The organism is Granulicella sp. S156, from assembly GCF_009766105.1.
In the GTDB taxonomy this organism is placed as follows: Bacteria; Acidobacteriota; Terriglobia; order Terriglobales; family Acidobacteriaceae; genus Granulicella.
The window spans coordinates 22,403-37,626 of the sequence record NZ_LMUH01000018.1 but is presented as its reverse complement, the minus strand read 5'-3'; the positions used below and the strand labels follow the sequence as shown (position 1 = coordinate 37,626).

The window sequence follows — 15,224 nt, the reverse complement described above, 5'->3', positions numbered from 1 at the left end:
GATGGGCCACCCGGTTCCGCGGCTCTTCCGCGGTTTCGATACTTACCGTGTCGCCGCATCCACCTCGGCAAAATAACTGGGCGACTTGAGAATCTCGCGTGGCTTCGATCCATCGGCTGGACCTACCAGGCCGTCGCGCTCCATCATGTCAATCAGGTGCGCCGCGCGGCCGTAGCCGATGCGGAGCCTGCGCTGTAGCAGCGAGGTCGAAGCCTTGCCGAACTCGAAGACCAGGCGGACTGCGTCGTCGAACATGACATCGTTGTCTTCGCCATCGTTCGCGCTTCCACCTTCAGGATTGCCCTTGTCGTCCTTCGGCCCTTCGAGGAAGCCTTCAACGTACTCGGCAGTGCCCTGTGCCTTCCAGAATTCGGTGACGGCGGAGATCTCTTTCTCCGTGACGAACGGCGCGTGCACGCGCTGCAGGCGCGAGGTGCCCGGCGGCAGAAAGAGCATATCGCCGCGTCCCAACAGGCTCTCCGCGCCGTTGGAGTCGATGATGGTGCGCGAGTCGACCTTGGTTGCCAGGCGGAAGCTCATACGCGTTGGGACGTTGGCCTTGATCAGGCCGGTGATGACATCCACGCTCGGCCGCTGCGTGGCAAGCACGAGATGGATGCCGACGGCACGCGCCATCTGCGCCAGCCTGGTTATGGCCTCTTCGACGTTGGCACGGTCCAGCATCATCAGATCGGCGAGTTCGTCGATGATGATCATGATGTAGGGCAACGGCTCCTGGTTCACGTCCTCGAAGAGGTACTCGCTGCCGTGCTCGAACAGTTTGTTGAACTGATCGATGTTGCGCACATGATTGGCGGCGAGCAACTTCAGGCGCCGCTCCATCTCACGCACGGCGTTTCTAAGCGCGTTGGCTGCGAGTTTGGCCTCGGTGATGATCGGCGTGAAGAGATGCGGAATGCCCTCGTACATGCCGAGCTCGACGCGCTTGGGGTCGACGAGGATCATGCGCACCTGCTCGGGCGTGCTCTTGAAGAGCACGCTCATGATCATGGCGTTGATCGCAACCGATTTACCGGAGCCGGTCGAGCCGGCGATGAGCACGTGCGGCATCGAAGCCAAGTCGCCGGTAACGATGCGACCGCTGATGTCTTTGCCCAATGCAACCGGCAGCCTCGACTTCGACTGCGCGAAGCTCTCGCACTCGACCACATCGCGCAGCCAGATGGTTTCGCGATTGTGATTTGGTACCTGGATGCCGACGGTGGACTTGCCTGGCATGCGCTCGATGAGAATGGACTCGGCCGCCATGGCGAGGCAGAGATCGTCGGCCAGCCCGGTAACGCGCGAGTACTTTACTCCAGCGTCGGGGCGGAACTCGAAGGTTGTAACCACGGGGCCGGGATTGATCTGCTCGACCTTGCCGTCGACGCCGAACTCGGCGCACTTTTCTACCAGCGTGCGAGCCTCCTGGCGTAGTTCGTCCTCGCGCACCTGGGCATGCTCTTCGCTGCGATACAGCAGGGAGCTTGGCGGCAGCTTGTAGCCGCGGATCGACTTGGTGGTCATCGCAACGGCGCGGATGTCCGCATCGGCACGCTTGCCGAAAGCGATGTTCTGCGCGGCGATGTCCTGCATCGGAGAGGGCATCGCTGGCGGGGTTGGCTGCACCAGCTGCGGCCTCGGCGTTGGAACGCGTGCCGGCGGCGGCTCAGGGATGTCGAATGTGGCGAGCGAAGGCGCAGGCGAAAGCACGGTTTTTGGCGCGCTGCGTTCAGGGGCATCCAGCCAGCCATCGTCCTGTGCGGGGGGGGGGATGCTGGGCTTGTTGCGGGCGAAGGGAAGTTCGGATTCGCTGCCGGCTGTGCGCAGAGGCACAGCGGCGGCGGCAAGTTGTGCGGCATAGGGCGCCGCGGCGGCGGCGGCCGCGCTCAGACCGCTCAGGGAAACTTCGTCCACCATAGTGCGCGGCATGGTCTGCCACATCGAGGGCGACTCTGCGGCAAAGTCGGCGCGGTCGCGCGGGTCCTCGGCGAGGTCATCATAGTTTTTGCGCCTGCCGAACCACCCCAGGAAGCTTGAGAGCAGAGAGGTGCTGGCCGGTTGGCTAGTAGGGATGGCCTTCGGGTTTTCACTCGTGGCGGGCTTCTGCGTGCGGCTGCGAGCCTTTGCCGCGGCCCGCTCACGCTTGGTCTCATACGCGTGGATAACCTGGTCGGCCTCTTTCTCCTTGCGGCGATCCTTCCATGCGGCGTAACGCTCCCGGGCATTGCGGATAAACGCAAAGTGCGAGGCAAACCACTCGCTCGCGTTTGTGAACATGAAGGTGGTCGTCAGGTAAACCGAGAGCGCGACCATCAGCGTAGAGAGAAGCAGGGCTCCGGGCAGATTCACGAAGCGGACGAGGGTGTCGCCAATCATGCCGCCCAACACTCCGGAGAGGGGTAGTGTATGTTTCCAGAGCGGATGGCCGGGCAGCAGTGCGATGGCTGCGGGAGCGAAGATAAGCCACAACGCCAATCCGAACATCTTGGTCTTGGTCGAGCCGACGGCCCGCGACTTCATCCAGGAGAGGCCCAGGCGGATCAGCATCAGCGGAACAAAGAAGACGGCAACGCCCAGCGTCTGCAGCAGCAGGTCGGAGATATACGCTCCGATCAAGCCGGTCCAGTTGTGAGCCGCATGTGGCCCCGTGGCTCCGCTGACGGTGTTGAACGAGGGGTCGGTCGGCGTATAGGTAATGAGCGAGAGGAGAAAGAGGCCGGCAGCGACCAGGACGACGAGACCCAACATCTCGTTGAGGCGGCGGCTGCGAGTAGGCGAGTATACGAGTCTCTGAGGCTTCATAGGGAATGGACGCACACGATCACGTTCGCCTGTCGGTGCCAGACCTCGGCTGCAGGAACGAGAACAACGAGACCGGGAACCATCAGAGCACTTTTTATTGTTCCATAGCAGGCTGTGCGGTGCGGATCTGTGGGGGGTGGAACCATAGTGGTGACGGGTACCTGCGGATGGGTAGGATGGTAGCGTTCGGCAGGAGGCTGGCGATGGGTAAGGGTAGGAATCTTGGCTTGGCAATCTTCTTCGGTGGCGTCGTGACCGCCCAGGCACTCGCGGCAACCCCGCCCACGGGCTGGGCGATCTTCTCGTCCGAAAGCGCGGCGAAGCTTCACACTCAGGCGGGGACAGAGGCAGGCCGCAAGGTTTTGCAAACGGCGGAGGAGTTCGTCAACGAAACGCCACACCCCATGGCCCGTATCCACACCGAGGGGACCCTTCCGCATCAGGGCATCCGTGACGAAAGCCTTGCCGCCGAGAGAGATTGGTCCGCCATGCTGGCACTCGGGCTCGCCTATCGCCTGAGCGGAGACAAGAAGTTTCTCGCAGCGGAAGACCGCTATCTCTCGGCCTGGACCGCGATCTATCACGCGAGCTTCAATCCCATCGACGAGACCAACATGGACCAGCTCATGATGGCCTACGACCTTACCCGAGGCGATCTCTCGCCGAAGACAGAGGCGCAGGCTTCAACTCTCTGGCAGTCGATGGCTGTCGGATACATCGAGTGGATGGAGCGCAACGGCGAGAAGGATCTGAGGAACTGGTCGAGCCATCGGGTGAAGCTGGCGGTCATGGCCGCCTATGAGACAGGGGATCCCAGTCTTGAGGCGCGTGCCGCGCAGGTCTTTCGCGAACAGGTGAAGCGCAATATTCGCTCCGACGGGTCGGTCCAAGACTTCTATGAACGCGATGCCCTGCACTATGTGGTCTACGATCTCGACCCACTCCAGATGGCGGCGTTGGCGGCAAAGGTGCACGGCGAGAATTGGTTCCACGAGGGCGCCGACGGCAAGAATATTGCTCACGCCGTCGACTGGCTGGTGCCTTACGCCATCGGGGACAAGAAGCATGAGGAGTTCGTCCACTCGCAGGTTGCCTTCGACGCCGCACGCGACAAGGCCGGTGAAACAGGCTACTCCGGGGAATGGGACCCCGCTGCCGGGGTGCAGACGCTTACGCTGGCAGCGTTGCTCGATCCTCATTACGCTGCGGTTGCGCAACAAAGCATTACCCACGGCGGCCACGGCCCGCAGCCATGGCAGTTGTTGTTTGCTGCGGTCGCCATTCATCCCACGCAGCCTTGAGCCCACGCATCTTTGAACCCACGCATCTTGGAGCGTTATTTTCGGAGCGTTATTTTTTGGAATGTCGACGACGAGCTAACGCGGGGGGCACGCTCTGCATCTAGTTTGTGAGAAGTGGGAATGCGCAACTCCGCGAGGGAGCGCATTCCCTTCAGTTGCGGCGGTTGGGGGAGCGGGATTTTCGCGATTTCTCTCGCTTGCTGCCGGTGCAGGAGAATCGCGCACAGCCGGCAGACCCCGATCGTTGCCTACTAAAGAATGAGGGCCATTATGTCGAACACAAACACTGTGGATGGATCGGTTAAGAACCAGGAGACCGAGAGCGTCCTTTTGGACGTGATCAAGTCTCTGCAGGATGGGCAGAAGGGTTTTGCCGAGATCGGCGAGCATCTGAAGGACGCGAACCTGAAGCGTTACTTCCTCGCCGAAAGCTTGAAACGGGCAAACTTCCGCGCTGAGATTGAAAACGAGTTGCACCGGGCAGGTATGGCGGATGTGAAGGAATCAGGCACCGTATCCGCAGCGATACACCGCGCGTGGGGCGGCCTGAAGGCCAAGCTGGGTGGTGGCGATCATGCCCTGCTCGAAACAGCGGAGCAGGGCGAAGATGAAGCGGTACGTGCCTATAAGGACGCGCTGGAACATGAGTTGCCGCTGCCGGTCCGGTCCCTGCTGGTAGAGCAGCAGGATCACGTACTGGGTTCGCACGACTATGTGCGGAATCACCGGGACGCGCTGGTGGTGAAGTAGTTCGTAAGGGTGGGGCCTCGACCCTGCCGTGGAAGTCGTCTTGATAAAGGTCCCTGCCTGCTTGCAACGCGATGCGCCGCAAACAGGCAGGGACCTTGCTTTAGGATCGGACTCAATGCGTATCGGTCGAATCGTGATGGGCGTGTTCTACATCGTGGCGGGCACGGGCCACTTTGTCGTGACGCGGCTGTACGAAAGCATCATGCCCAGCTATCTGCCCGCGCACCACGAACTCGTACTGATCAGCGGGGGCGCCGAGATCGCCGGCGGTATCGGCGTTCTTCTACCGCAGACGCGTCGTATTGCAGCCTGGGGCATTGTCCTACTACTCGTCGCCGTGATGCCCGCAAACATTTGGATGGCACAACACCCAGAGCTGTATCCGAACATCCCGCTCTGGGCTATCTGGCTCCGGCTTCCGCTACAGCTACCCCTGATATGGTGGGCCTGGAAATGCACGCTGACTGAGCCGCACGCATCTTCAGATGCCATCTAAGGCCAGACAACCCTTACATAAACCCCTTTGGTTGCCTGATTTAGACATTTATTTTCCGGATACCTTTTGTTCTAAGTCGGGCATCCGACCTTGTTGTGGCGCTTTATCGCCTTAAGTGCCGTTGCGTTCTGCAGCGGCCAGTCAGCAAGGAGAACGGGACAATGCTCAGCAAGAAGCAGGTTACAAGTGTAGTTTCATCCGCAGCGATTCTGGCAGCTATGTGCCTTGGCGCGGCAGCGCAAGAGCCTAATCCAACCACGTTAGCGCCGGGAGCTCGCACAGGCGAGGTCACCGCACATGGACCGGATGGCACCTATGTATTCCACGTCAAGGTCGTAGAACACGATCTCGACGCCGTGAACTACTTCCATCGCAGTGGCTCGACGCACATCAACTTCGACGGCACGAATCTTCTGCCCGGAGCGAAGGGCGAAGCTAAGGTAACCAGTGAACGCGGCGGGCTGCACATCTCGGCTGAGTTCAAAGGCCTCACTCCAGCCAATGGATTCGGGGCTGAGTATCTGACCTACGTGCTGTGGGCGATCTCCGCCGATGGCCGCCCGCAGAACCTCGGTGAAGTGCTGCCCGCAGGAACCAAGAACAACATCGAGGTTACGACTTCTCTGCAATCGTTCGGCTTGATCGTGACGGCTGAGCCGTACTTCTCGGTCTCCATGCCGAGCGACGTCATCGTTCTACAGAATGTCTTCAGCGATAAGACGCAGGGCGTACTGGAGCACGTAAACGTGCACTACTCGCTGCTGCCACGCGGCCTCTATGCCGCCACCGAAGGCTCGAAGTCGGTCTTCAATCCCATCACGCGCAACGAGCACGCTCCGCTTGAGCTGTACGAGGCGCACAACGCGGCTCGCATCGCCCGCATGTATGGCGCGGACAAGTATGCTCCCGACATCATGCAGGACGTAACCACCGATTTGCAGAACGCGGACAACATGGATGGCTCCAAGCATCGCGACGAGAAGATGGAGATCACCTACGCTCGCGAAGCGGTGCAGAAGGCCGAGGATGCCCGCATCTCGTCTCTGCGCAAACAGGCGACTGAGCGCCAGCAGCAGGAGCGTGCGGACAAGGAACAGGCGCAGGCCGATGCGGCCCAGTCGCAGGTCGCAGCAGCCAACGCACAGGCACAGGCTGAAGCAGCAGCGGCAGCGAAAGCTCGTGCTGAGGCCGATGCAGCCAACGCTCGTGCTGAAGCGGCTGAGGCTCAACACAGTGCCCAGAAGAGCCAGGAAGATGCTTCTGCTGTGCGCGAGAAACTGCGCGCACAGTTGAACTCCGTACTCGCAACCAGTGAGAGCGCGCGTGGCTTGATCGTCAACATGAGCGATGTGCTCTTCGATACCGCGAAGTACACGCTGAAGCCCGGAACCCAGGTGAGCCTCGCGAAGGTCGCGACGATCCTGCAGATCTATCCGGGGCTGAAGGTGCAGGTCGAGGGCTATACGGACTCGGTCGGCGGCGATGAGTACAACCAGAAGCTGAGCGAGAACCGCGCCAACGCCGTGCACGACTTCCTGGTGCAGAACGGCGTTCCCGCAGCCAATGTAACGGCTACCGGCTACGGCAAGAACAAACCCGTAGCGGACAACGGCACGGCCGCGGGTCGCGCGCAGAACCGCCGCGTGAACCTGGTCGTCTCAGGCGATGCGATCGGCGTACAGACAACCAACCCAGAATAAGTTGACCACTGGTTGAAGCAAGACGAAGGCCGCGATTCAGATCGCGGCCTTCGTGCGTTGGAGTTGTTCCGCAAATACTCGGTGAAGAGGCATTTTCACAAACAGTATGATGAGGCTCTTTTCGATCCCACCCATACTGTGTCATCTCGACCGGAGGCGGCGCCTTTTGCCGCCGCAGCGGAGAGACCTGCATGTTGCAGAGCGCGATGCAAATGTTTGTGGCGCGCTTTGCGTCAAGACCTGCAGCTTGTTTGCATTGGCACTATCGCCTGCGGAGGCAAGCTGCAGGTCTCTCCACTCCGCATGACGATGAAACCATCATGCTCCGGTCGAGATGACAGTTCTGTGGTGGTTCATTCACACATCACACTTATTCGTGGAACGTGAAGCGAAGCCTTGATGAGGCCAGCTTATGAGAACGCTCAGGGGAAAGAGAAGATAGATCGAGATCGCCGAGATCCAGTGGGAGACTTCTCCATAGCGATGCAGGCCAGCGCGACCAAAGAACTCGAAAAACATAAAAGAAGTCAGGATAAGCAGGAAAATCTGGCCTGCCCTTGTGTGGGGGAAGAAGAAGTACATGGCTCCCGGAAGAATTCTTGTGAAAAAGTGCCACACAGCCATGCAAAAGGGGATGCCCAGCACAATAGCAACCCACCATGGCGAGATATTCAAGCCTTTCTCTACGGTGAACATGTCTGCATGGGTTGTGAATGTCCTGGTGGGCACATACGAGATAAAGTTACCTGCGTTCATCATGCAGAAAAGGAACATAAAGAGAGCCAGCATGCGCTTTCCATGCTCTTTGGCTGTGGTGTAGAGGCGTCTGGACAACAGGTAAAAGATACCGTTGCCGAATAGAACTCCAGCGACGGCGATCAGAGACGCAAGCGGTCCCCGGCTCGCAGCGAAGATGGGGTCGTAATCGACATTCTCATCGATATCGCCCAGAGTCAGGACGTTGTCCAGACTCAGATGTCCGTAGTTGAGTGCCAGCGGATTCGCTTTATAGCGGAGACCCCACGCCACAAACGAATGAGCATACTCATGCACCAGGTATCCCAAAGCATGGGCAAGCCAGAAGAGAAAACTGAAGGCAAGAACAGCACAGACCCGCTTCCAAAGGATGCGTCCTCGATCTGATGACATGCAATCAGTATGCAGGGTTGGGCTCTCACGTCCAAACATTGCATTCTCCCAACTAACGGTGGAACCGGCGCGCCCTCCCTCGCGTACTGGCAATCATCTCCTGGAGGAATTCAGCATGAACGCTCACCTTGTCCTGCGCAGATTGGTTATCGGCATCTGCATCACGCCACTTGCGCTCACCTGCAGCTTCGCCCAGTCAGCGCCGACGCCTACAGAAGCCAGCCCGACGCTGTTCCAGACGATCTCCGCGCAGGATAGTGTGCTGTTCAACGCCGTAAATACGTGCGACATACCAACGGTGGAAAGCAAGTTTGCGGAGAACCTGGAGTTCTATCACGATAAGAACGATCCGCAATACGGGCGCAAGACAGTCATCGACGGTATCAAAAACAACCTCTGTGGCAAAATTCAGCGGGAGCTGGTACCCGGTTCGCTGGAGGTATACCCGATTCAGGGCTATGGGGCGGTCGAGATCGGAGTTCATCGCTTTCACCACATCGGAGCCCAGGATCGTGATGTCGTCGGGGAAGCCAAGTTCATTCACCTCTGGCGCCTCAAGGATGGCGTATGGCAGATAACGCGTGTCATTAGTTACGATCACGCCACCGCGAAGTAAGCCTCCGCGAAATCGTACATACTAGTGGAATGACGCAGACCGCGAACGACTTGCGGTCTGCGTGCATGAGCTGAACAGAGCTTTGGAGGTTCGTTTTGGGCATTTCCCTGAAAAACAAGGTAGTTCTGGTAACCGGTGCGAGTTCCGGCATTGGCGCGGCGACGGCGATGGAGTTCGCAAAGCTTGGAGCGCGGCTTCTGCTCTGCGCGCGCAGGCATGACAAGCTGCATGCGATGGAGCCCAGCCTGCTCGCAGCAGGCGCGGCCGCGGTCTTCAGCTTTGAGCTGGATGTGCAGAGCCGCAATGCCGTGGAGATGGCGTTCCAGACCCTGCCCGATGCGTGGAGCGAGATCGACATCCTGGTGAACAACGCCGGCCTGAGCCGGGGCCTTACCAAGCTCTACGAGGACGACATCCAGGACTGGGAAGAGATGATCGACACCAACGTCAAGGGACTGCTCTACGTGACACGCGCGGTCGTTCCCGGCATGGTCAAACGCGGCAGCGGCCATGTCCTCAATCTGGGTTCGATCGCCGGGCATATGGCCTACCCGAATGGCGGCGTCTACTGCGCGACAAAGGCTGCGGAGCGCTTCATCAGTGATGGCCTGCGTCTTGACCTGAATGGGACGCCGGTGCGCGTCACCTCGATCGACCCAGGCATGGTGGAGACAGATTTTAGCAAGGTGCGCTTCCGCGGCAATGAAGAGCGAGCGGCAAAGACCTATCAGAACATCGATCCGCTGCTCCCGGAGGACATCGCGGACGCCATCGTGTGGGCCGCAACCCGGCCCGCTCACGTAGGCATCCAGAGCGTTGTACTGACCTGCGTCGCGCAAGCCAACCCGTTCGTGATTACACGGAAGGCCTAGAGCTTAATCGACCAGCCCAACTGTTCAAGCTCGCGCTCGATGGTCGCAAGGGCAAGCTCCAGCGCGCTACGGCGGTGCGGGCTTGAGGTGCGCTCCGAGAGAACACGCTCGCGTGTCATCTCGAGGGCCTGGACACGGCGCTTACGCTCGGCTTCGGCGGCCTTTACCGCAGGGTCATTCTCCGGAAGGGCTGCTTTAGGCACCGCAGCTTCCGCCTGCTGTTCTTCGACGCTTTTCGATTCCCAGCCTTTGGACATAATTTTATTTTACGCCCAGACCCGCCGAATCTGGGCGTGTTATAGGACTTTCGCCCTTACTTGTGGCCGAAGCGATACACGATACCCGCGTTGAATCCAAGATTGTTCTGGATAACGCCTGTGCTCTTGTTGGTGGTTACGTTCAAGGAAGAAAAGGTAGTAGCCACGTAGGTAGGGGTGAAGCGAACGGCAATATTCGGATAGACGTTGTAGTCCACATTGAGGCCGACCGAGAAGGCAGGCTTGAACCCGTCCTGCCAGATACCGATCTGCGGACCGGTCAACCCTTTGGCGCCGCCGCTGAAGATACCCCAGCCCACACCGCCGAGCCCTTCCAAGCTGAGGGCGACCTTTTCCTTGGCATAGAAGCGGTAATTGGCACCGCCCATGAAGGTGTACTCGTTAATCTGAGGATTAGGTGCCTGGCTTTGGAAATTGTCGTTGTTCAGGAGAGGATGGGCGTTGCCAAAAGAGCCGCGAACATCGCCAACGATAGCGAACTTCGGGTTCAGGTAGTAGTTGGCTGCCGTGGCCCAGGTTACCTCGTTGTTCTTCTTTAGGTAGTCTCCGCTGCGGAAGCGCAGGTAGCCGCCGCCACCGAAGACCTCCCAGCGGTGCGAATAGGTGTAATTGATGGTGCGCTGGATGCGGGCCTCACGGCTGGCATTCGTCTCGCGGCGGGCATGCTGCTGCTTCTTATTCTTCTGGGCATTCGCTGTCGCCAAAGCACCGGAGAACACACCGGCTGCCAATCCCATTACCACTAAACGCACTACCGACTTCCGTACATCACACATCGATCTCAAACTCCTGGGAACACTCGCAAGCTGCAAAGGCCCGCATCTCTTTATTAGAACATCTCTGGCGGGCGGAAAGGGGGTCTGTTCGGGATTTGAGGGGTGCCCCAGACAGGAAGGGCATGGCCGCAGCCATGCCCTTCCTGAACAATCTGCCCAATGAGGTAGCACACTTTAGTGCAGCGTATAGGTGACACCGGTGACGAACTGGTAGGAGTTCTTGTTGTAGCCCGGCGCGGGATTATTGAGGAAGTTGTCGGTGGTCGAGAACGACGCGCTCAGGCGCTTATAGACAGGCAGCGCAATCGTCGCAGTCGCATTCGCCGAATAGGCCTTCGTGTCGGACCAGCCCGGCAGGATGTCGCCCACCTCAGTAAACAGTATCTTGTGCGGAAGATTACGTAGGTAGGTTTCGGCAAAGGTCGAGCCGATGAGGTTCACGTTAGGAACGTTAGCTGTGCCAGCCGTTTGAATGAACTGCTGCGATTCGTAGTGGATATCTGCCTTTAAGTCGAGTTCCTGCTTGGCGTCCTTGATGGGCGTCCAGCCGATGCCGCCGCCGTAGACCTGCTGGAACTGCAGGCCCTGCGAGAAGTTGTGATCGAAGGAGAGGTCTCCCAGAGCATATAGCCGGGGGCTGAAGTACTCGTCGCGCTCAGCATCGGTGTGGAAGATGCTGGTCTTGACGTCGGAGGCCGGCGTAGTCCCGATGGCTGGTGTACTCAACTTGCCATAGCTCTCCATGAGGTTGAACGTGGTCCGATTGCTGGGCGGAAGCCAGGACACCTGAGGGATTATCCGGACAAGATTGATCCCCGCCGTGAGCGTGGTTCCGGTCTCCGTGGCACGAACTAGCGTAGCGCCACCCGTCACGACACCATTCCAACCGTGAAGGAACCCAACCTTGTTGTTGACTTGTTTGTCGAAGGAGGGCTTGTCGACCATATAGTCGACGTCTTTGGTGGGAACAGTTTCAGGAGCCTGGGCGACAGGTGTAAGCACGACGTTGCCGTCTGCCACCTGCACTGTACCGGAGGGCACAGTATGCTCGGTCTTCTTGGTAAGCGGAATCCCCTTGCGAAGCAGCGCAAACTGCTCGCCGGAGTGGAGCTCTTTGATCTTGTCGAAGGAGATGGTGAGTTCGCCGGCCATATCGCTCTTGAAGACGACATTGCCGCCTGCTACGCGTTCGAGCTTACCCGTAAGCTGGTCGCCGTTGGAAAATACCAGGACATCGGGTTTGGGCTTGGGAGCGGGGGTCTGGGCTAGTAGCAGGCCGGACAGGCAGAGAAACGCGGAAACAACAGGGGCCGTAAGTCGACGCAAGGTATTCATCTCCTTATTTAAGACAAGTGCAGGATAAACGGGACCCTCGCTCATCTCCAAGTGACAATTCGGTGTCACTTGGCGCCTTTCCGGAGCACTTTGAGCCTTTTTCCTGCCGATATCCTGCAAAAACGAAAGGATTCACACCCCTATTCCCTCAAGAAAAAGACACCCGAAAACTTATCCGGGTACCAGGAACAGGAGAAATGCTCTACCCTAAGATTGCCATGTATGAAGACTTCGTAGCGACCGACCGTTGGACCGGAGAACCCCAGCACTGCGTTTGGAAGGGCACCATCGTCGCGATTGCGACACGCCACGCCGACGCCACCGACATCCGCTTCGCGGTGAACGGGCGTCCGCTATGGGTTGCCATGCCCAACATGGCGTGGATCGAGCAGAAGCGCCTCAACGGCAAAGTCATCACGGACTACCTCGCAGCGCAGGTCGCCGGACGCTACCTGAAGCACGCCATCGAAAGCGGCTACGACAACGGCCGCGAGATGTACACCATGACCGTGGACGAGGTCCTCGAACACACGGCAGCGGTGGTGAAGGAAGTCGGCCATACCGACAACCTGCCCAGCCTTCCGGTCATCAATTCGGACGCGCACCCCACCGAGCTGGACTTCAAGCTCCCCGGCGAGCCCCAGACGATCGCAGAGGCGATGTAAGCGGTCTCTGACAACTTCCGCGACATCGACTCACAAAATTTCGTACACTGGCGCTGCCCGTATGACACAGATACTTTCTTCGCGCCGCCAATTCCTTGCCGCCTCCGCTGCTCTTCCCTTCGCCCTGCGAAGCTTTGCGCAAACCCCCACCGAGCCCCACTGGGTCTTCCTTGGAACAGGTGTCCAGGGAATCTATCGCGCCCCATGGAACGCGGCCACAGGCGAACTGGGCGCCATTGAACTTGCCGTCGCGACCGATCGCCCGACCTTCATCGCGATGCACCCCAAACTGCCCCTGCTCTATGCCGCCAACGAAGCAGCTAAAGGGGACGGCGCATTTTCGAGCTTTCATGTCGACGCCACGCAAGGAACGCTGAAACTGATCCAGCAGGTAAGCTCGCGTGGCGGTGCCCCCTGTTATGTCTCGGTAGACAGCACGGGCAGGAGCGCCTTTGTGGCGGACTACATGGGTGGAAGCATGGCAGCATTCGCCCTGGGTCCTGCCGGTGAGATTACGGATGCAGGCGGCCTCGACTGCCAGCACAACCCAGCGTGTGGCGTGCTCGGGCCCGTGAAGGACCGGCAGGAAGAACCTCATCTGCACTGCGCCACCATCGCGCCCGGCAACGACTTCCTGCTGGTATGCGATCTCGGAGACGATGCGATTGAGGTGTTCCCGATCGCTCCTGGCAAGAAAGATCTGGTCGGCGCTCCGGTGCGCGTGCAGGCTCGCGTCGGCTCCGGGCCGAGGCATGTGGTGTTCCATCCCAACAAACGCTGGGTGTACTGCGTCCACGAGCTCGACTGCACCATCGATCTCTACGACTGGCATGCGCATGGCCGCAAGGCCACGCTGACGCTGCGCGAAGGCAGCACCATCTCCACACTGACTGCGGGATCGGAGATGGCCGGCAATACGGGCTGCGAAGTTCTCGTCAGCGAGGACGGACGGTTCATCTACACCTGCACACGCGGCGAGGACACAATCTCGGTATACCGCGTGGACGCGACAACGGGGCTATTGACCGAGCAGCAGCGCTTTAGCTGCGGCGGCAAGATTCCGCGCATCATCGCGTTCGACCCCTCGCGCAAGTGGCTGGTGAGCTGCAATCAGGGCGGTGATGGAAGCGTGACCGTGTTTGCGCATGAGCCAAAGACCGGACACTTGAGTGAGACGCCAAAGACGTTTGCCGCGCCCAACCCCATGTTTGCGCAGTGGGTGTAGGCCGAGGGTATTCCAGCGCAAGCGATATCTGAAGACAGACGAAAGGCTCCGCGCACTGCGGAGCCTTTCTGGATTTAAGAACTCATCTAGCTGCGCAGCGTCTTGAGATCGAGAACGAAGCGATACTTCACATCGCCTTTGACGACGCGATCCCAGGCCTCATCGAGCTTGTCGAAGCTGGTCATCTCGATGTCGGAGACGATGTTGTGCTCACCGCAGAAGTCGAGCATCTCCTGCGTCTCGGCGATGCCGCCGATCATGGAGCCAGTGAAGGTCTTGCGTCCCAGGACGGAGAATGCCGCGATCTTGACTGGATCTTCCGGCACGCCGACCGTGCAGAGCACACCATTGCGCTTGAGCAGACCGAGATAAGAGTTCACATCATGATCTGCAGAGACGCAGTCGATGATGAGATCGAAGCTGCCGGCGTGCTTGCCCGCCCAACCTGCCTCTTTCGTAAGGATGACCTCATCGGCGCCGAGCTTCTTCGCGTCCTCCACTTTGGAGGCGGAGGTCGTGAACTGCACCGTGTGCGCCCCAAAGGCATGCGAGAACTTGAGCGCCATGTGGCCCAGGCCACCAAGCCCGACGACGCCGATCTTCTTACCCGGCCCCGCGTTCCAGTGCTTCAGCGGGGAGTAGGTCGTGATGCCCGCGCAGAGCAGCGGCGCTGTAGCTGCTGGGTCGAGGTTCGCAGGCACCTTGAGCACGAAGGCTTCGTCCGCGACGATGTTGTCGCCATAGCCGCCAAAGGTGATATTGCCCTGCTTGTCGCGGCTGTTGTAGGTAAAGATGGTGGCGTGGTTGTCGCAGTACTGCTCCTCGCCAGCCTTACAGCTCTCGCACACTCGACAGGAGTCGACCATACAGCCGATGGCGGCAAGGTCGCCGACTTTGAACTTCGTCACTTCAGAGCCAACAGCCTTGACCGTGCCGAGGATCTCATGGCCGGGAACCATCGGATAGATCGCATTGCCCCACTCATTGCGGGCCTGGTGGATGTCGGAGTGGCAGATGCCACAGAAGTCGATGGCGATATGAACTTCTTTGGGGCCGGGATCGCGGTATTCGTAGTCAAACGGCACGGGAGAAGTGGTAGCGGACTGAGCGGCGTAACCGTGGGTCTTAATCATGGTGTGGGTGTCTCCTGTTTGTAATTGAACTCATAGCCCCAAATAGCTCTGACAGCATGATCAATGCCCTACGTTGTAGTAGACCATGATCGTTGTATCAACCTCCGTCTGCACGCCTTTCAA

Annotated in this window: 14 protein-coding genes; 8 read left to right on the top strand and 6 right to left on the bottom strand. The window is 59.3% G+C overall.

Annotation, left to right across the window (positions count from 1 at the left end):
* Positions 1-42: 42 nt before the first annotated feature.
* Positions 43-2,805 carry a DNA translocase FtsK gene (locus GSQ91_RS13960; protein ID WP_158822377.1) on the bottom strand — a complete coding sequence of 921 codons (2,763 nt, stop codon included), beginning with the start codon at positions 2,803-2,805 and terminating at the stop codon, positions 43-45.
* Positions 2,806-3,008: 203 nt separating this feature from the next.
* Between GSQ91_RS13960 and GSQ91_RS13955 the strand changes: the two genes are divergently transcribed.
* From GSQ91_RS13955 to GSQ91_RS26130, 4 genes are all read left to right on the top strand, one after another.
* The gene (locus tag GSQ91_RS13955; RefSeq protein ID WP_158822376.1) at positions 3,009-4,106 is read left to right on the top strand and encodes an alginate lyase family protein; all 1,098 of its coding nucleotides are present in this window, start codon (positions 3,009-3,011) and stop codon (positions 4,104-4,106) included.
* Positions 4,107-4,376: 270 nt separating this feature from the next.
* Positions 4,377-4,856 (top strand): PA2169 family four-helix-bundle protein, encoded by a 480-nt coding sequence (locus GSQ91_RS13950; protein ID WP_158822375.1) that lies wholly within the window; start codon positions 4,377-4,379, stop codon positions 4,854-4,856.
* A 115-nt stretch (positions 4,857-4,971) separates the two neighbouring features.
* On the top strand, positions 4,972-5,352 hold the full coding sequence (locus GSQ91_RS13945; protein ID WP_158822374.1) for a DoxX family membrane protein: 381 nt from the start codon (positions 4,972-4,974) through the stop codon (positions 5,350-5,352).
* A 161-nt stretch (positions 5,353-5,513) separates the two neighbouring features.
* Positions 5,514-7,052: an OmpA family protein gene (locus GSQ91_RS26130; protein ID WP_158822373.1), complete on the top strand. Its 1,539-nt coding sequence runs from the start codon at positions 5,514-5,516 to the stop codon at positions 7,050-7,052.
* A gap of 357 nt (positions 7,053-7,409) precedes the next feature.
* Here the strand turns inward: GSQ91_RS26130 and GSQ91_RS13935 are convergent, their stop codons facing one another.
* The gene (locus GSQ91_RS13935; protein WP_158822372.1) at positions 7,410-8,201 is read right to left on the bottom strand and encodes a hypothetical protein; all 792 of its coding nucleotides are present in this window, start codon (positions 8,199-8,201) and stop codon (positions 7,410-7,412) included.
* Between the two features lie 115 nt (positions 8,202-8,316).
* On the opposite strand from GSQ91_RS13935, the gene GSQ91_RS13930 reads away from it, so the two are divergent.
* Together GSQ91_RS13930 and GSQ91_RS13925 are read left to right on the top strand one after the other, a co-directional pair.
* The gene (locus tag GSQ91_RS13930) at positions 8,317-8,817 is read left to right on the top strand and encodes a nuclear transport factor 2 family protein (protein WP_158822371.1); all 501 of its coding nucleotides are present in this window, start codon (positions 8,317-8,319) and stop codon (positions 8,815-8,817) included.
* 95 nt (positions 8,818-8,912) lie between these two features.
* Positions 8,913-9,689 carry an SDR family NAD(P)-dependent oxidoreductase gene (locus GSQ91_RS13925; RefSeq protein WP_158822370.1) on the top strand — a complete coding sequence of 259 codons (777 nt, stop codon included), beginning with the start codon at positions 8,913-8,915 and terminating at the stop codon, positions 9,687-9,689.
* Here GSQ91_RS13925 and GSQ91_RS13920 read toward each other — a convergent pair.
* From GSQ91_RS13920 to GSQ91_RS13910, 3 genes are all read right to left on the bottom strand, one after another.
* Positions 9,686-9,946: a hypothetical protein gene (locus GSQ91_RS13920; RefSeq protein WP_254064590.1), complete on the bottom strand. Its 261-nt coding sequence runs from the start codon at positions 9,944-9,946 to the stop codon at positions 9,686-9,688. The genes GSQ91_RS13925 and GSQ91_RS13920 overlap by 4 nt on opposite strands.
* Before the next feature lie 56 nt (positions 9,947-10,002).
* Complete coding sequence (locus GSQ91_RS13915) at positions 10,003-10,743, bottom strand: outer membrane protein (RefSeq protein WP_158822369.1); 741 nt, start codon at positions 10,741-10,743, stop codon at positions 10,003-10,005.
* Between the two features lie 174 nt (positions 10,744-10,917).
* A complete protein-coding gene (locus tag GSQ91_RS13910) occupies positions 10,918-12,069 on the bottom strand; it encodes a DUF481 domain-containing protein (protein WP_254064588.1) in 1,152 nt (383 codons plus the stop codon).
* Between the two features lie 206 nt (positions 12,070-12,275).
* Between GSQ91_RS13910 and GSQ91_RS13905 the strand changes: the two genes are divergently transcribed.
* Both GSQ91_RS13905 and GSQ91_RS13900 read left to right on the top strand, forming a co-directional pair.
* Positions 12,276-12,743 (top strand): hypothetical protein, encoded by a 468-nt coding sequence (locus GSQ91_RS13905; RefSeq protein ID WP_254064586.1) that lies wholly within the window; start codon positions 12,276-12,278, stop codon positions 12,741-12,743.
* Positions 12,744-12,804: 61 nt separating this feature from the next.
* On the top strand, positions 12,805-13,968 hold the full coding sequence (locus GSQ91_RS13900) for a lactonase family protein (protein WP_158822367.1): 1,164 nt from the start codon (positions 12,805-12,807) through the stop codon (positions 13,966-13,968).
* A gap of 86 nt (positions 13,969-14,054) precedes the next feature.
* Here GSQ91_RS13900 and GSQ91_RS13895 read toward each other — a convergent pair whose 3' ends face one another.
* A complete protein-coding gene (locus GSQ91_RS13895; protein WP_158822366.1) occupies positions 14,055-15,101 on the bottom strand; it encodes an NAD(P)-dependent alcohol dehydrogenase in 1,047 nt (348 codons plus the stop codon).
* Positions 15,102-15,224: the final 123 nt, after the last annotated feature.